The 15,989-nt window shown below is 68.6% G+C and carries 19 protein-coding genes; 9 read left to right on the forward strand and 10 right to left on the reverse strand.

Going from position 1 to position 15,989, the window contains the following annotated elements; translation table 11 throughout:
* Positions 1–70: 70 nt before the first annotated feature.
* Positions 71–1,261: an ROK family transcriptional regulator gene (locus ABCS02_RS26595; RefSeq protein WP_345838725.1), complete on the reverse strand. Its 1,191-nt coding sequence runs from the start codon at positions 1,259–1,261 to the stop codon at positions 71–73.
* A gap of 102 nt (positions 1,262–1,363) precedes the next feature.
* On the opposite strand from ABCS02_RS26595, the gene ABCS02_RS26600 reads away from it, so the two are divergent.
* Together ABCS02_RS26600 and ABCS02_RS26605 are read left to right on the forward strand one after the other, a co-directional pair.
* Positions 1,364–2,179: a shikimate 5-dehydrogenase gene (locus ABCS02_RS26600; RefSeq protein WP_345838726.1), complete on the forward strand. Its 816-nt coding sequence runs from the start codon at positions 1,364–1,366 to the stop codon at positions 2,177–2,179.
* 47 nt (positions 2,180–2,226) lie between these two features.
* Entirely contained in the window at positions 2,227–2,673 is a 447-nt protein-coding gene (locus ABCS02_RS26605) for a MarR family transcriptional regulator (protein ID WP_345838727.1), read from the forward strand.
* Positions 2,674–2,680: 7 nt separating this feature from the next.
* On the opposite strand, the gene ABCS02_RS26610 is transcribed toward ABCS02_RS26605, so the two are convergent.
* On the reverse strand, positions 2,681–2,899 hold the full coding sequence (locus ABCS02_RS26610) for a hypothetical protein (protein WP_345838728.1): 219 nt from the start codon (positions 2,897–2,899) through the stop codon (positions 2,681–2,683).
* A gap of 129 nt (positions 2,900–3,028) precedes the next feature.
* Here ABCS02_RS26610 and ABCS02_RS26615 point away from each other — a divergent pair, with 129 nt between their 5' ends.
* From ABCS02_RS26615 to ABCS02_RS26625, 3 genes are all read left to right on the forward strand, one after another.
* Positions 3,029–3,442 carry a MerR family transcriptional regulator gene (locus tag ABCS02_RS26615; RefSeq protein WP_345839169.1) on the forward strand — a complete coding sequence of 138 codons (414 nt, stop codon included), beginning with the start codon at positions 3,029–3,031 and terminating at the stop codon, positions 3,440–3,442.
* Between the two features lie 125 nt (positions 3,443–3,567).
* Positions 3,568–3,792 carry a hypothetical protein gene (locus ABCS02_RS26620; protein WP_345838729.1) on the forward strand — a complete coding sequence of 75 codons (225 nt, stop codon included), beginning with the start codon at positions 3,568–3,570 and terminating at the stop codon, positions 3,790–3,792.
* Between the two features lie 43 nt (positions 3,793–3,835).
* Positions 3,836–4,399 (forward strand): dihydrofolate reductase family protein, encoded by a 564-nt coding sequence (locus tag ABCS02_RS26625; RefSeq protein ID WP_345838730.1) that lies wholly within the window; start codon positions 3,836–3,838, stop codon positions 4,397–4,399.
* Here ABCS02_RS26625 and ABCS02_RS26630 read toward each other — a convergent pair.
* The 3 genes from ABCS02_RS26630 to ABCS02_RS26640 form a co-directional block, all read right to left on the reverse strand.
* Positions 4,380–4,943: a hypothetical protein gene (locus tag ABCS02_RS26630; RefSeq protein ID WP_345838731.1), complete on the reverse strand. Its 564-nt coding sequence runs from the start codon at positions 4,941–4,943 to the stop codon at positions 4,380–4,382. The two genes, ABCS02_RS26625 and ABCS02_RS26630, sit on opposite strands and share 20 nt — an antisense overlap.
* A gap of 102 nt (positions 4,944–5,045) precedes the next feature.
* A complete protein-coding gene (locus tag ABCS02_RS26635; RefSeq protein WP_345838732.1) occupies positions 5,046–6,452 on the reverse strand; it encodes an MFS transporter in 1,407 nt (468 codons plus the stop codon).
* Positions 6,449–6,889: a MarR family winged helix-turn-helix transcriptional regulator gene (locus ABCS02_RS26640; RefSeq protein ID WP_345838733.1), complete on the reverse strand. Its 441-nt coding sequence runs from the start codon at positions 6,887–6,889 to the stop codon at positions 6,449–6,451. Before ABCS02_RS26640 ends, ABCS02_RS26635 begins: the two co-directional genes overlap by 4 nt.
* Before the next feature lie 148 nt (positions 6,890–7,037).
* Between ABCS02_RS26640 and ABCS02_RS26645 the strand changes: the two genes are divergently transcribed.
* Positions 7,038–8,225, forward strand: coding sequence for an APC family permease (locus tag ABCS02_RS26645; protein ID WP_345839170.1), 1,188 nt, complete (start codon positions 7,038–7,040; stop codon positions 8,223–8,225).
* Between the two features lie 29 nt (positions 8,226–8,254).
* Here ABCS02_RS26645 and ABCS02_RS26650 read toward each other — a convergent pair whose 3' ends face one another.
* From ABCS02_RS26650 to ABCS02_RS26670, 5 genes are all read right to left on the reverse strand, one after another.
* A complete protein-coding gene (locus tag ABCS02_RS26650; RefSeq protein WP_345838734.1) occupies positions 8,255–9,040 on the reverse strand; it encodes a glucosamine-6-phosphate deaminase in 786 nt (261 codons plus the stop codon).
* Positions 9,041–9,137: 97 nt separating this feature from the next.
* On the reverse strand, positions 9,138–10,133 hold the full coding sequence (locus tag ABCS02_RS26655) for a Gfo/Idh/MocA family oxidoreductase (RefSeq protein ID WP_345838735.1): 996 nt from the start codon (positions 10,131–10,133) through the stop codon (positions 9,138–9,140).
* A gap of 22 nt (positions 10,134–10,155) precedes the next feature.
* The gene (locus ABCS02_RS26660; RefSeq protein ID WP_345838736.1) at positions 10,156–10,986 is read right to left on the reverse strand and encodes a carbohydrate ABC transporter permease; all 831 of its coding nucleotides are present in this window, start codon (positions 10,984–10,986) and stop codon (positions 10,156–10,158) included.
* On the reverse strand, positions 10,983–11,945 hold the full coding sequence (locus ABCS02_RS26665; RefSeq protein ID WP_345838737.1) for a sugar ABC transporter permease: 963 nt from the start codon (positions 11,943–11,945) through the stop codon (positions 10,983–10,985). The genes ABCS02_RS26660 and ABCS02_RS26665 overlap by 4 nt, the downstream gene beginning before the upstream one ends.
* Positions 11,946–12,014: 69 nt before the next feature.
* The gene (locus tag ABCS02_RS26670; protein ID WP_345838738.1) at positions 12,015–13,340 is read right to left on the reverse strand and encodes a sugar ABC transporter substrate-binding protein; all 1,326 of its coding nucleotides are present in this window, start codon (positions 13,338–13,340) and stop codon (positions 12,015–12,017) included.
* A gap of 161 nt (positions 13,341–13,501) precedes the next feature.
* On the opposite strand from ABCS02_RS26670, the gene ABCS02_RS26675 reads away from it, so the two are divergent.
* The 3 genes from ABCS02_RS26675 (at position 13,502) to ABCS02_RS26685 (ending at position 15,919) form a co-directional block, all read left to right on the forward strand.
* On the forward strand, positions 13,502–14,452 hold the full coding sequence (locus ABCS02_RS26675) for a BadF/BadG/BcrA/BcrD ATPase family protein (protein ID WP_345838739.1): 951 nt from the start codon (positions 13,502–13,504) through the stop codon (positions 14,450–14,452).
* The gene (locus ABCS02_RS26680) at positions 14,445–15,158 is read left to right on the forward strand and encodes a putative N-acetylmannosamine-6-phosphate 2-epimerase (protein ID WP_345838740.1); all 714 of its coding nucleotides are present in this window, start codon (positions 14,445–14,447) and stop codon (positions 15,156–15,158) included. Before ABCS02_RS26675 ends, ABCS02_RS26680 begins: the two co-directional genes overlap by 8 nt.
* A gap of 65 nt (positions 15,159–15,223) precedes the next feature.
* On the forward strand, positions 15,224–15,919 hold the full coding sequence (locus tag ABCS02_RS26685; RefSeq protein ID WP_345838741.1) for a GntR family transcriptional regulator: 696 nt from the start codon (positions 15,224–15,226) through the stop codon (positions 15,917–15,919).
* Positions 15,920–15,989: the final 70 nt, after the last annotated feature.

Genomic DNA, 15,989 nt, shown 5'->3' on the forward strand with positions numbered 1-15,989 from the left:
AGTTCAGTCTTGGCGTCAAATAGTAAAGACAACGGATGCATAACGGTATCCCGTGCACGGGATACGGCGCCTATTCGTTGCCGTCGAGGGCGCCCTGGATGACCAGGGCTGCGGCGCCGAGCGATTCGGCGCGGTCGCCGAGCGACGAGATCCGCACGACCGTCGTCTCGGCGATGACCGGGATGGCGTTGTGCTGGATGCCCCGCCGGATCGGCTCCAGGAGCGCGTCCCCGAGCCCGACCAGAGGGCCGCCGATGAGCACCAGCTCCGGGTTGATGACGTTCGCGATGTTGCCGATGGCCTGGCCGATCGCCGTTCCGGCGTCGCTCACGACCCGCAGCACGGCCGGGTCGCGCTCGCGTCCGCGCCGCAGGATGTCCGCCGTGCTCACCGGCGCGTTGACGCCGTGCCCGAGCGTCTCGATCATCACGCTCGTGGAGGCGATCGTCTCCAGGCAGCCGCGGTTGCCGCAGCGGCAGATCACGCCCTGCTCGGTGACCGGTGTGTGGCCGAGCTCGCCCGTGATCCCGAGGGATCCGTAGTACGGCAGGCCGTTGAGGATCAGCCCGGCGCCGATGCCGGTGCCGATCTTCACGAAGATCAGGTTGCGCACTCCCCGGTTGGCGCCCCAGGTCACCTCCGCGAGCGCGCCGAGGTTGGCGTCGTTGTCCACGACCACCGGGAACCGGAACGCGTCCTCCAGGTCGCGCAGCCGCACGCCCACCCATTCCGGGAGGATGGCGCCCTGCAGCACGGTGCCGGTGCGCCGGTCGATGGGACCCGGGATGCCGATCCCGACCGCCAGGACGGCCTGCCGGTCGTGCCCGCCGTCCGCCAGCATCCGGTCGAGGAGCTCGGCCGCCTGCTGCACCGCGCCGGACACGTCGTAGCCGAGCGGGAGCGCCATCGCCTCCTCCGCGATCACCTCGTAGCCGAGGGTCGAGAGCACGATGCGCGCGTGCCGGCGGCCGAAGTCCACGCCGACCGCGATGTCCCCGGTGTCGGTGAGCTGGACGAGCAGCGCGCGGCGGCCGCTCGAGGTCACCGGCGAGGTCTCCACGACACCCTTCGCCGCCATGTCGCGGACGATGTTGGACACGGTGGCGGTGGAGAGTCCCGTCCCGCGCGCCAGCTCAGCCTGGGTGGATGGTCCGTTGGTCAGGAGGAACTCGACGAGCCGCTCCTGGTTCAAGTGCCTCAGCGCGCCTTGCGACCCGGGATTGCGTGCGCCACGCGGGGGAAGACCCTGAGTGGCGGTCATGCGATAAGAGTGAATGAAGTCTGAGATGTAGTCAAGTTGTGAACGTAACGGTTGGATAGGGGCGGCTGCGAAGGCGTTCATGCGCCCTGCCACAATGGACGCATGCCCATCCTGAACAAGGACATGCAGGTCTGCATCTCGCTGTCCGGCCGCCCCAGCAACATCGGCACCCGGTTCCACAACTTCCTGTACGACGAGCTCGGACTGAACTTCGTCTACAAGGCGTTCACCACCGACGACCTGGAGGGCGCCGTCCGCGGCATCCGCGCGCTCGGCTTCCGCGGCTGCTCGGTGTCGATGCCGTTCAAGGAGGCCATCATCCCGCTGGTCGACAACCTGGAGCCGTCGGCGCTGGCGATCGAGTCGGTCAACACCGTCGTCAACGAGGACGGGCTGCTCACCGCCTCCAACACCGACTACGAGGCGGTGGCCCAGCTCCTCGCCGAGCACGCGGTCGATCCCGCGTCGCGCGTCGTCGTGCGCGGGTCGGGCGGCATGGCCAAGGCGGTCGTCGCGGCGTTCCGCGGCGCCGGTTTCGGCGACCTGACCGTCCTGGCCCGCAACGAGGAGGCCGGCACCGCGTTGGCCGAGAAGTACGGGTACACCTGGACGGCGAGCGAGCCCGAGCCGGACTTCGACGTGATCGTGAACGTCACCCCGCTCGGGATGCGCGGAGCCGACGAGTCCGCGCTGTCGTTCGGCGACGCGTTCGTGGAGCGCTCGTCCGTCGTCTTCGACGTCGTCGCGTTCCCGTCCGAGACGCCGCTCATCGCGGCAGGGCGGGCGGCCGGCAAACGGCTGATCACCGGCGCGGAGGTCATCGCGCTGCAGGCGGCACGCCAGTTCGAGCGGTACACCGGCGTCGCGCTCACCCCGGACCAGGTGACACGGGCGTCCGAGTTCTCCCGGGCCGAGTGATCGGCCGGACCGAGTGATCAGGCAGCAAGGCCGGGCCGGAGCCTAGAATGACCGACGTGTCCGAAGACCTCCTCGCCCTGGAGAATCAGGTCTGCTTCGGCCTCGCCGTCGCCGCGCGGAGCGTGATCGCGCTGTACCGGCCCGTGCTGGAGCCCCTCAACCTGACCCACCCGCAGTACCTGGTGATGCTCGCCCTCTGGGAGCGCGAGCCGCGGTCGGTGAAGGAGCTCAGCGACGCGCTGCAGCTCGAACCGGCCACCCTCTCCCCCCTGCTCAAGCGGCTGGAGGCGAACGGCTACGTCGAGCGCAGGAGGAGCTCGTCCGACGAGCGCGCGCTGGAGGTCACCCTCACGCACGCGGGACGCGAACTGCGCGCCGAGGCCGAGAAGATCCCGCCGCGGATCGTGGAACGGCTCGGCCTGCCGGTGGACGAGATCGTGAACCTGCGGGAGAGCCTGCGGACGATCATCGCGGCGGCCGTCCGGGAGTCCTGAGCGGGCGTCAGGCGGCGATCGGGCAGACCAGGCGGCTGGCGTCGCGCTGACCCTCGGGCCGCAGCACGGAGTGCTCGGTCATCGGGTGCCCGCAGATCGGGCAGGGTGCGGCCGGCGATCGGAGGTCGGGGCCTTCGGGATGCCCGGCGCCGAGCTGCGCGGGACCGGCCACGCGGATCAGCTTGGCGTTCCAGTTCGCGTACCACTGCGCGAAGCGACCGGACATCTCGACTCTCCCATCGACACCCCGAATAGTTAGGGCACTAACTAATAGTGTAGCGCGATTCGACCATGACCCGGGGGTCAGGGTTTACGCTGACGGCGGAGCGAATCATCCCGGCTCCGCGAGGTGAACATGCAGATCGGCGAACTGGCCGGCCGTGCCGGCGTGACGGTGAAGGCCGTCCGCTACTACGAGCGCCTCGGGCTCGTCGCGCCGGAGCGGCTGCCGAACGGCTACCGCGACTACGACGACGCCCAGCTGCGCGCGGTCCGGGAGATCCGCGAGCTGGCGGCCACCGGCATCCCCCCGGGGAAGGCCGCGCCGTTCATCGCCTGCCTCGGCTCGGGCCACGCCCGCAGCGACGAGTGCCCGGCCTCCGTCGCCGCCTACCTCGACGGCCTCGCCGAGGTGGAGGCCGCGATCGCGGTCCTGGAGGCCCGCCGCGAGCAGCTCGCCCGACGCCTCGCCTCGGCGACCGGCGACGTCCCGCCGGCGCCGGACACCGGGTACGGCTGCACCGTGATCGGAGATCATCCCACGGGATGACACCCTCCCGACCTTCGACCGATGCCCCCTGCGGCCTCCCCCGCTTGACTTGATGTCGTGGCCGGTCCGCCCGGCGGACGGCCACCCAGCAGCCGGACGAGGGGCCGGCCGAGGAGGGGGAGACGATGACCACGCTGGAGCACCGCCACCACCAGGGGGGTCTGGTGCGAGCACGGGGAACGCTCGCGGGCGTGGCGGACAACGCCTACCTGAGGCTGCTCTCAGCGCTGGTCATCCTCGCGGCCGGCGCCGCGTCACTTGTTCTCGCGATCGGATTCGCGCTCGACGTGGTCGTGCCGCTGGTCTTCGGGAACGAGCTGCGGGCGCTGGCCGTGCTCCTCCCGCGCTGAGCCGGCCCTGTCCTCCGGCGCCCCGGAGGCCTAGAGTCGCCGCATGTCCCTCGTCTTCTCGGCTCTCGCGTCCCTCGACGGGTACACCGTCGACACCTCCGGCTCGTTCGACTGGGCCGCACCCGACGAGGAGGTGCACGCCGCCGTCAACGCCCGCGAGCGCGGAATCGGCACCTACCTCTACGGCCGGCGAATGTTCGAGACCATGCACGTGTGGCAGGACATCGGCTCCGGCGACGAGCCGGCGGTCATGCGCGAGTACGCGGACATCTGGCGCGACGCCGACAAGATCGTGTACTCGTCCTCGCTCACCGGTGTCACGACGCCCCGCACGACGGTCGAGCCCGTGTTCGATCCGGCCGCCGTCCGCGCGCTGGTGGAGGCCGCGCCCGGCGACGTGTCGATCGGCGGCCCGACCCTCGCGGCGGAGGCCTTCCGGGCCGGACTGGTCGACGAGGTCGTGCTCTACCTCGTCCCGGTGTCCGTCGGCGGCGGCACGGCCGCGCTGCCGACCGACCTCATGCTCGACCTCGAACTCCTGGAGGAGCGCGCCTTCCCCTCCGGGACGGTGATGCTGCGCTACCGGGTCAACGCACCCGCAGCGTGACGCTGGGCCGGTCGAGGGCGGCCTCCAGGTCCTGCAGCGTGACGCCGTGCTCGGCGAGGATGGCGACCGGGTAGAAGAAGGCGTCGTACCCGGTTCCCGTGCCGGGCAGCTCGACGCCGTCCGACTCGAACGGGAGCGGGTGGCCGGAGGTCCGGGTCACCAGATCGCCGTCGTCGCCCAGCTCCACCGAGACCGAGCGGGTCGGCGCGCCGCGCTCCAGGAAGCTCCAGCTCATCGCCGGCAGCCGCACGTCGATCGTCGCCCGGTAGAGGTCCCGCTGCTCGCTGAGGAGGCCGGCTGCCCAGCCGACCGTCTCGCTGGCGCCGTGCAGCAGCATCCAGCCGTTCATGGCGGAGGTGAGGACGAGCAGCCCGGAGCCCTCACCGAGGTGCGGGTTCTCGCACCAGGAGAACTGCTCGTCGAGGATCGCGGCGTCCAGCTCGGTCGCGACGCCGCGCGCGGGACCGGCGGGCAGGAAGATCCAGCTCCCGCTCGCGAACACGTCGAAGAGCGGCTCGCTCAGCACCGGGACGTCCTCGGACACGTGAGGATTCTACGGCGCGGCGGCGATCAACTGCCGAGGGGCACCTTAACGCCCCTAAAACCCGCCTTTAAGGGCAACAACGTGCCCCTCGGCGGCAGGCGATCAGTCGCCGCCAGCGCCGGTCGCGAGCCGATCCACCCGGCGCAGGGAGCGGTCCACGAGCGTGATCACCAGGAACAGCGCGCTCGCGCCGAGCATGAACCAGGCGAGGTCGTGGAGGCCGCCGGTGTCCGCCGTCGTGTGGTAGAACGCCCCGGTCGCCGCCGAGGCGAGCATCGCGCCCAGGTACATGAAGGTGCGCAGCAGTCCCGACGTCGCGCCCATCCTGGCGGGGTCGGCCTGGTGGTAGAGCGTGTTCTGGATGGCGAGGTTCACCAGACCCTGCGGGATGCCGGTGACGATCGCGATGAGCACGAGGAACCAGACCGCGGCCTCCGCTCCGACCAGGAGCAGCAGCAGCGCCATCACGATCTGACCGGCCGCGCCGACGATGAGCTTCCACCGGATCTCCGGCTTGCGCCCGAACAGCGACGCGACCACGATCCCGACGCCGAATGTCGGCAGCAGGATGAGCCCGGCAGCCGCCGGGGACAGGCCGCGGCCGCCCTCCAGCCACTGCGTGAACCCGTAGAGGTAGCAGTACGAGACCGTCGCCGCGAGCACGCCGCGCGCGTACGTGACCAGCAGCGGGATGTTGCCCGCGAACACCCGCACGTCGATGAACGGGTCGGGGCGGCGCAGCTCCCAGAGCGCGAACGCAGCGCCGAGCACCGCGGCGAGCGCGAGCAGCCAGAGCTGCGCGAGGTGGATGTTCATCAGGAAGAGCAGGAGGCTCACCAACGTGCCCGCGAACAGCGCGATGCCGAGGTAGTCGAGCCGTCCCCGCGCCGGCCGGCTCGCGTCCAGCGCCGTCGACTTCGGGAGGAAGAGCAGGCTGAGCACCAGCGACGCGATCGCCAGCGGGATGTTCACGGCGAACGTCGCCCGCCAGCCGCCCACCTGGATGAGGAGGCCGCCGAGCGTCGGCCCGATGACCGCGATGGTCTGGGTCGTCACCGACAGCGCGGTCAGCACGCCCGCCGGGCTGCGCATCCCGGTGCGGGTCGCCTCGCTGCGGATGAGGTACATGGCCGCCGGGTAGCCGGCGCAGGTGCCGAAGCCGAGGATGACGCGCGCGATCACCAGCACCGCGATGTTCGGCGCGAACACGCCGATCACCCCGGCCAGCCCGGTCAGGATCGCGCCGGCGATGGACAGCCGCCGCGGCCCGAACATGTCCACCAGGCGACCGACGAGCGGCTGCCCGATGGAGGTCGCCAGGTAGAGGGAGGACACCAGCCACGCCGTCTCGGACGCGGGAGCGCCGAGCGCCGTGGCGATGGGCACGAGTGCGACCGCGATGATCGACGAGTTGACCGGGTTGAGCACGGCGCCGATCATCATCGGCGCGAGCAGCCGCCGGTCGAACCGGTCGGCGGGGCCGGGCTTGGCGGCGATCAGGTCGATCACGCGCGCACCAGCTTCTCGATCAGCGCGGTCGCGGCGAGCACCGTCTGGCGCTCCTCCTCGGTCAACCGCTCCTCCATCGCGTGCGCGAGCCACTCGCGCCGGGCGTCCAGGTTGCCGCTCTCGGCCTCCCGGCCGGCGTCGGTCAGCGAGACGAGCTGCCGCCGGCCATCGGTGGGGTCGGGCGTGCGGACGACGAGGCCGAGCTCCTCCAGCGACGCGATGGTGGTGGCCATCGACTGCGGGCGGACGCCCTCCAGCTCCGCCAGACGGGATGCCGTGCTGCCCTCGCCCTTGCCGATGCGAGCGAGGACCGACGACTGCTGCGCGCTGAGACCGGCGGGCTCGGTCGCCACCTCGCGCATCCGGCGGCGGAGTCGCGCGAAGGCCACGCGGAGGTCGAGTGCGGCGCGGACGGAGGACGGGGAGGGGTCGGGCATATCGACAGTCTAGCTGTTCAGTCCCAACTGTGCAGTCCAGACTGTCTAATTGTGTTCACGCGTGGCGACTAGGCTGCCGCCCGTGACCACGCCCGCCTCCCCGCCGCCGGGCGCGCTCGCCCGGCGGCTCACGCTCGGCGACGCCGTGATGATCGGTCTCGGCTCCATGATCGGCGCCGGGATCTTCGCGTCGTTCGGCCCCGCCGCCGCGGCCGCCGGCGTCGGTCTGCTGGTCGGCCTGGTCGTCGCCGGCGTCATCGCCTTCTGCAACGCGACCTCCTCCGCCCAGCTCGCGGCACAGTACCCGACCTCGGGCGGCACGTACGTCTACGGGCGCGAACGGCTGGGCGAGTGGCCGGGCTTCATCGCCGGCTGGTCGTTCGTGGTCGGCAAGACCGCCAGCTCCGCCGCCATGGCGATCACGTTCGCCACCTACGCGGTGCCTGCGGCCTGGGTGAAGCCCGTCGCCATCCTCGCGGTCGTGGTGCTGACGCTCGTCAACACGCTCGGGATCACGCGGACGGCGCTCCTCACCCGCATCCTGGTCGGGGTGGCCCTGCTCGCGCTCACCGTGGCCGTGGCGATCGGCTTCACCCACACCGCGGCGAGCGCCGCGGCCCCCGGCGTCACCCCGACGGTCTACGGCGTCCTCCAGTCGGCCGGCTTCCTCTTCTTCGCGTTCGCCGGCTACGCCCGGATCGCCACGATGGGCGAGGAGGTCGTCGACCCGGCGCGCACCATCCCGCGCGCGATCACGACCGCCCTCACGATCGCGCTGGTCGTGTACGCGCTCGTCGCCGTCTCCGCCCTGCACGCCCTCGGCCCGGCGGGACTCGCGGCGGCGCCGGCCCCGCTGAGCGCGGTCGCGGACACGACGGGAGCCGCCTGGCCGGCCCTCGTGATCCGGATCGGCGCAGCCGCCGCGGCGCTCGGCGCACTGCTGGCGATGATCGCGGGCATCGGCCGCACGAGCCTCGCGATGGCGCGCAACCGCGACCTCCCCGGCTGGTTCGCCGCGGTGCACCCGCGCTTCCACGTCCCCTACCGCGCCGAGCTCGCGCTGGGGCTCGTGGTCTGCGCGCTCGTCGCGGTGACCGACCTCCGCGGCGCGATCGGTTTCTCCTCGTTCGGGGTGCTCCTCTATTACTTCGTCGCGAACCTGTCGGCCTGGACGCAGGACCGGGCGCAGCGGCGCTATCCCCGGGCGCTGGCGGTGGCAGGAGCCGTCGGCTGCCTCCTCCTGGTCGTGACGCTGCCCGTGGGCGCCGTCCTGGCCGGCGTCGTCGTACTGGCCGTCGGGCTGGCCTACCGGGTCGTGCGGCTGCGAGCTCGTTAACACGCCAAGCTACCCGTCGAGATCCAGGATCAGATGGTCTGCCAGGCGGGTTTGTGGTCGTAGGCGTACCGGTAGTAGTCGATGTTGCGCAGCCGGGAGGCCGCGGCCTCGTCCACGAGGACGGTGACGTGGGGGTGCAGCTGGATTGCCGAGCCCGGGTTGGAGGCCGACACCGGCCCTTCCACCGCACCGGCCAGCGCCTCCGCCTTGCCCTCGCCGAACGCCAGCAGCAGCAGGTGCCGCGCCCGCAGGATGGTCGAGAGGCCCTGCGTGATGCAGTGCATGGGCACGTCGTCCTCGCCGGCGAAGAAACGGGCGTTGTCACGCCGGGTCTGCTCGGTCAGCGTCTTCACCCGCGTGACCGACGCGAACGAGGACCCGGGCTCGTTGAAGCCGATGTGACCGTCGGTGCCGATGCCGAGCAGTTGCACGTCCACGCCGCCGGACTCCGCGATCGCCTTCTCGTAGTCGGCGCCGGCGTGCTCGATCGTCGCGAGGGCGCCGTTCGGGACGTGGATGAGCGAGGGGGTGAGGCCCAGCGGCTCCACGACCTCCCGGGTGATCACCGAGTGGTAGGACTCCGGATGGCCGGCGGGAAGGCCGACGTACTCGTCCAGCGCGTAGCCGCGCACGTGCGAGACGTCGGTTCCGGCCTCCGCGACCCGGCGGGCCAGTGCCCGGTACACCGGCAGCGGGGTCGACCCGGTCGCCAGGCCCAGTACCGCGTCCGGCTTGGCGGCGATCAGCGCCTGGATGGACTCCGCCGCGAGCTCGCCCGCCGCGTCCTTGTCGGCGACGATGACGATTTCAGCCACAAGCCGGTGCTCCTCAGCTCTCAGGTCTCGTTGTGCGGGCAGCAGAATTACCGGCGACCGGGTGTCGCGCCTCGGACCCCGGCCGCCGGTGGCGGTGTCAGCGGTAGTCGACGGTTTCCGTCTGACCGCTCGCGATGGCACGGTCGATCGTGGTCGCGACGCGCACCGCGTCAGCGGCCTCGCGCATCGTGATCGGGACCTCGATCTCCCCACGCACGGCGCGGAGGAACGCGTTGAGCTCCTCGTAGAGCATTCCCTGCGGGCCGCCGTAGATCGGGCCGGCCGCGGGAACCGGGTAGCTCAGCGTCTCGCTGAACGCGCTCATCCCGAAGTCATGGATGTCGATGCGGACCTCACCCTTGTCGCCGACCAGCCGGAGGCGGGCGTCGATGTCGGTCGGATAGGTATCGGGAAGGCCCCACGCGGCCTCGAGGGAGACGACTCCCCCACCGGCGAGGCGCAGGTTCGCTGTGATGGCGACCGCCTGGCCGCCGTCCGGCGTGCGCTGCTCGGACTCGAACGCCTGAACAGCGACCACACGCTCGCCGGCGATCCAGGTCAGGGCGTCGATGTCGTGGATGCCGAGGAAGAAGGTCACCGAAGTGCGGCCGTTGACGCGTCGGGCGACGCTGACCTTGTTGTTACGGCGAACGTTGCCGTGGATGACCGAGCCGACCGAGCCTGAGGCGACGAGGTTCTTCGCGGTCAGATATTGGTTGGCGAAGCGCAGGGTGTGACCCGGCATTGCGACCAGCCCGGACGCCTCGGCGACGCGGACGAGGTCGTCCGACTCTTCCACTGTCGTCGCGATCGGCTTCTCCAGGAGCAGGTGGACACCGGCCTCGAGGATCCGGACGGCGTCGTCGTGGTGCAGGTGATCCGGCGTGCTGAGCGTGACCGCATCGACGACGCCGGCCTCCAGCAGCTCGGCGGTGCTCCCGAAGGACTGAGCGCCGATCTCCGCCGCGATCTCGTCGGCGACGTTCTTGGCGAAGTCGGCAACGGCAGTGACCTCGACGCCGGGGATCTCACGATAGATCTCCAGGTGCTCCCGGCCGATGGCGCCGAGGCCGATGACTCCTACGCGAACCATGTGTCTGTCTCCTTGAGGTTGATTACTTGACGCCGCCGAACGACAGACCGCGAGCCATGTGCTTGCGGACGACGATGGCGAAGATGATGATCGGGAGTGCGCCGATCACGCCGGCCGCGGTCAGGCGGGCCCAGTTGGTTCCGAAGAAACTCAGGAAGCCCGAAATGGTGACCGGCACCGTCTCGCTGGAGCCATTGGTCATCACAAGCGCGTAGAGGAACTCGTTCCAGCTCTGGATCAGCGCCAGGATGAAGACGGCGAACATGGCGCCCCACACGTTGGGGAGGATCGTGAGGCCGAGGGTGCGCCACTCGCCGAGGCCGTCGAGTTGGGCGGCTTCGCGGATGTCGCGAGGGAAGTTGACGAGGAACGACCGGAAGATCAGCACGGCCAGCAGGATTGCGTAGAACGTGTGGATGATCGTCAGGCCGAACGCGTTGCCGGTCAGGCCGATGCCGAACAGCGCCCGGTAGTACGGGGTCAGGCTCAGCACCGGCGGCACGATCGTCAGCAGCAGGATCGCGAGGGTCAACCGCGAGGCTGCGACGCTTTCGGACGGCCAGATCTGGGTGGAGAGATAGGCGAGTGGCAGTCCGGCCACGATGCCGATCACCGCCGAGGTGACGGCGACGAGGGTGCTGATGATCATGGACTGGCCCATCCCGCCGTCCATCCACGCGTTGACGTAGTTCTGGAACTGCGGGACGAAGATCCAGACGGGGGTGGGACTGAATGCCTGTACGTCGCTCTTCAGGGATGTGGAGATGAGCCACAGCACCGGTGCGACGCACCAGATGACGAACAGGTAGACGACGGCGACGCGGACGGCGTTGCCGGCTCGAGATGCCTTCATCGCTTGCCCTTTCGGATGCGCAGCCCCATGAGCTTGCTTGCGGTCGGGAACAGGAGGATCAGCATCGCCAGGGAGACGATCAGTCCGAGCGTGGTCGAGTAGCCGATGTCGAAGGTCTGGAAGCCCGTCTGGTAGACGTAGTTCGAGATCGTCATCGTGGAGGTACCCGGGCCGCCCTGGGTCATGGTGTTCACCAGGGCGAAGGTCTTCACCGCGTCGATGATGCGCAGCAGCATGACCACCGCGAGTACCGGGGCGAGCATGGGCAGTGTGATGTGCCGCAGCATCCGCCAGCCGCCCGCACCGTCGAGAGACGCCGCCTCTCTCGGGGAAGGGTCCAGCGACTCGAGCCCGGCCAGGACGATGATGATGACGAACGGGGTGTTCTGCCAGATCTCGACGAGGATGACGGCGGGCAGTGCGGTTGCGGTGTGGGAGAGGAAGGCATGGTCGCTTCCGAGCCCGAGGACACCCAGGAGGTAGTTGATGAAGCCCGCAGTCGGGTCGAACAGGAGCCGCCACATCAGACCGGCGACGACGGGGGTCAGGACCATGGGAATGAGGATGAGGGCACGGAGCACGCCCTTGCCGGGAATTCGGCCGTTGAGGAGAAGCGCGATTCCGACGCCGATGATCATCTCGAAGCCGACGCCGAAGATGACGTAGACAAGGGTGACCTGGATGGATCCGGCGAGGTTCGGGTCAGTGAAGGCCCGGACGAAGTTGCCCCAGCCGACCCAGACGTCGGCGGAACCGGGCCGCGTCAGGTTCTCGTTGTGGGTGATGAGCTGGAAGCCCTGGACCACGAGAATGACCAGCAGCGGAACGATCACGACTGCGGCAGGGAGGGCGAGGGTGGCCCGTGAGAGCCCGCGTCGGAGCGCGATCTGCCGGCGAGACGCGCTCACAGGCGTGGGGCGTTTCGAGCTGGTGCCTGCTCGTTCGGCTGTGGTTGTCATGGTGACTTCCTTGTTGGGAGCGGGCCGGCCATAGGCCGACCCGCCCCTGCTCGCTAGGTGCTGTCAGCCTTACTGGCCGAGCTGCTGGTTCAGTGTCTGCTGCGCCTGCTGTAGTGCGGCCTGGGGGGATTTCTCCCCGGCGAGCGACTGCGAGAGCGCCTGGCCGACGGCGGTGATGATGGTATTCGCATCCTGCCCGGCGGGGAGGTAGTCCTTGTTGCCGGTCTTCAGCTGCGCGAGTACCGCGGCCTGGAACGCACCGTACTTCTGGGCGTACTCCGGACCGTTGAGGACGGCGTTGTTGGTCACACCGACCGCCTCGCTGGTCTTCAGAACGTTCTCCTGCACCTTTTGACTGGTCGCCCAGAACATGAAGGCTGCGGCGGCGGGCTTGTTCTTCGAGTAGGTGTTCAGGTAGAGCCCGTGGACGTCGAGCGAGTTGTTGGTGTTGCCCGTCTTCGGCGGGTTGCTGATCGCGTACGGGATGGCGGCATAGCCGACCTTGCCGGCCACGGTCGACGCAGACGGGTCCTCGTTGAACGGACCGTTCGCGGTGGCGTCGATCGTCATCCCGGCCTTGCCCTGGGTGAACGCGATGCGGTTCTGCTCCCAGTCGAAGTTCGCGGCCCCGGACGGCCCGTAGTTCTTCAGCAGGTTGGCCCAGAACGTGGTCGCCTTCACCGACTCCGAGGACGCGATGTCGATCTTGCCCTTGCTGTTGTAGTAGTCGCCGCCGAACGAGCGGAGGAAGCCCGACCACGGGTACACGCTCTGGATGCCAGGAGCGCCGCGGAGGGTGATGCCGGCCACGGCTCCGCCGGATTTCTCCTGGATGGTCTTGGCGTCGGCCTGGAGCTCGTCCATCGTCTTCGGCGGTCCGTCGATGCCGTACTGCTGGAACAGGTCCTTGCGGTACATCAGCATCGTGCTCTCACCGTAGACCGGGAGCCCGAAGGTCGCGCCGCTCTTCTGCATGGGCTGGATGTAGGGGCCATAGAAGTCGCTCTCCGAGCCGTACTTCTTGCCGTACTGCTCGTACTGCTTCAGGTCGTCGATGTACTTCGACTGGAAGTAGCCGACGCCGTAGGTGTTGTCGTTGAAGACCACGTCGTAGTCGCTCGACTTCTGGCTGAAGCCGAGGAGGATCTTCGAGGCGAGGTTGGTGTAGGGCACCGTGTCGATCTTGACCGTGATGCCGGTCTCCTTCTCGAACTGCGGAAGCAGCGACTTCCAGTTGTCGGTGTAGTTGATGTCCTCGGCCAGAACGTGGATGGTGCCGGATGGCTTGCTGCTGGTCGACGTGCTCGCCTGGCTGCAGGCGGACAGCATCGAGGCGGCCGCGACGACGCCCAGTACGGCTAGTACGTGGCGTTTCATGCGGGGGGTGAGTGGCATGGTGCGCTCCTTTGCGGGTGACGGATTGGCTGCCGCTATGTCTACTACCCTAGGGTTATTGATTCACTCTAGGATTGCCGATACGCTAACACCGTAGGCGCACCACTTGCAAGAGCGAAACAAGACCGTTACACAAGAACCTGAACCCAAGGAGGTGTTTGATGGCCGAGCTCGCATTCGACCTCGGGCAGACGCAGACGCGCGTCCGAATTACTAGTGATTCCGGGGCCACATCGGAGCTCGAACTCGACGGCTTCCGCTATGGATCAAACCTCATGGACACGATCGCCGAGCGATGCACTCGAGCGGCGAACACCCTAGGGAATCAGCGAGTACATGTGGTTGCCGGAGGGGTCACGGGTCTCTACGGGCACGCACCCGATCTGAGCGGTCTGCTTGCGACACTCTCCACTTCTCTCGGTGCGCGACGGGTCGTCATCGCCGATGACGCTGTCACCTCGCACCTCGGAGCACTCGCCGGTGAACCCGGTACGCTCGTCGCCGCCGGAACCGGACTCGTAGGACTCGGCGTGGGTCCCGCCGGCGCGGCACGCGTCGATGGCGTCGGCTCCGTGATCGGCGACAACGGCTCCGGCTGGTGGATCGGACGAGAAGGCATCATCGCCGCACTCAGCACGAAGGACGGACGTTCGGGGGCGTCTGCAGCGCTGCTCGATGCTCTGGAGAACCAACTGGGTCCGATCGAGGCCGTTCCGGCGAAGATCGCCGCATCGCCCTTCCCGGTAGGAATGGTGGCCTCCTTCGCTCCGGCCGTTGCGGCCGCTGCTCGCGAAGGCGACGTGCGCTCCCGGGAAATCTGGGTGGAGGCCGCCCGCCACATCGCCGATGCTGTCGTTGCGGCAAGCACGCGAGCCGGCTTCACACGAGACGCATCATTCTCGTGGGCAGTGGCCGGACGCCTCACTGGCGCAGGCGACCTCTTGGACCCGGTGCTCAACAGCATCGTGGCGGCTCGCTTTCCCGAAGCTTCCCGGGTGACGCCTTCCGGCACATCGCTCGACGGAGCACAACAGCTCCTCCGCCACCCGGACCCGATGACCCTCGCACCGCTTGTCGGCGTGTGTGTGACAGAAAAGGAAACCGATGACTGACCAGAACACCCCGCAGACCTTCCTCCCTCGGGGAGTTTTCGTCTCGTGCCAAGCCCCCGTGGGCAGCCCGCTGCGCGACCCGTATGTGATGGTGAGCATGGCGCGTGCGGCGGAGAAGGCCGGCGCGGTCGGAATCCGCGCCGAAGGCGTTGAGGACATCGCGCAGATCGTCGCGGCCGTCCGTCTCCCCGTGATCGGAATCCGAAAGGAGCACTACGAGGGAAGCGACGTCTACATCACCCCTACTCGATTCGAGGTGGACGAGATCGCGCGCGCCGGAGCCGGCATTGTCGCCCTGGACGGAACGACCCGCCGGCGGCCCGGCGGTGAAACCCTCGATCGGGTGGTCGCCCACGCGAAGTCGCTCGGCCTGATCGTGATGGCCGACCTGTCCAGCGCAGCTGACGCCGAGGCAGCGATCGCCGCGGGGGTCGACGTGCTCGGAACGACCCTCATCGGTCCCAGCGACGCCGACATCCGCCCCGGCGGACCCAACCTGTCCGCGATTGCGGCCCTCTCGCAGCGATTCTCCGACCGCCAGATCATCGCTGAGGGTCGCTACGCGACACCGGAAGACATTCAGGCCGCTTTCCGCGCCGGGGCATCGTCCGTCGTCGTCGGCAAAGCAGTGACAGACGCGTATGCACTCACGCACGATCTCGTCGTCGCAGCGAAGACTGTTGAACTCTCGAATCGCGTTGTTTAACACTGGGGTTATCGACTAAACAATAGACAACCGTCGGAACAAGCCGACCAACGGAGGGGATCGCAGTGGTCGCGAAGTACGAAGAGGTCTTGAAGGATCTCTCCCTGACCATCGCAGAAATGGAACCAGGCGACCGCCTGGCCGGCGAGCAAGCCCTAGCCGAGCAGTACGGGGTGTCCGCGATGACGGTCCGTCGAGCGCTACAGGTACTGATCCAAGCGAAGCGCATCGTCGGCATTCGCGGCCGCGGTACCTTCGTCGCCCAGCCCACCGTCACCAAGCGAATGGTCATGGCTTCGTTCACCGACTCCATGAAGGCGGCCGGGATGACGGCGCACGCAAGCGTCCTCGCCGCGAGTCTCGGCCCCGCCACCGCAGAGGCCGCAGCGGACCTCGGCATCGGCCGTCACGATCAGATCATCACCGTCCAGCGGCTGCGGTTCGGTGATGATGTCGCGCTGAGCATCGACACGACCATTCTGAGTGCGACCAGCGTTCCCGGCATCCTCGGAGAGGACCTCACCGGCTCGCTCTACGAGTTGCTTTACCGCAAATACGGAATGAACCTGTCCCGTGCGGAGTCCCGCGTCTCGGCCGTGCTGCCGAGCGCCGAACAAGCAGAACTCCTTGAGATCCCCCAAGGACAGCCGTGCCTGCGAGTCCACTCCCGAAGCATCACCGAAGAAGGCACGATCGCTGAGCAGACCACGTCGCTGTACCGCGGTGATCGTTACGAGCTCTCGATAAACCCCGACAACTGATCCGGCACCTCGGATCAGCGCGATCAACACGAAAGGCCGGACCGACGTCACCCGTCGATCCGGCCTTCCA

This window comes from Microbacterium sp. X-17, from assembly GCF_039615055.1.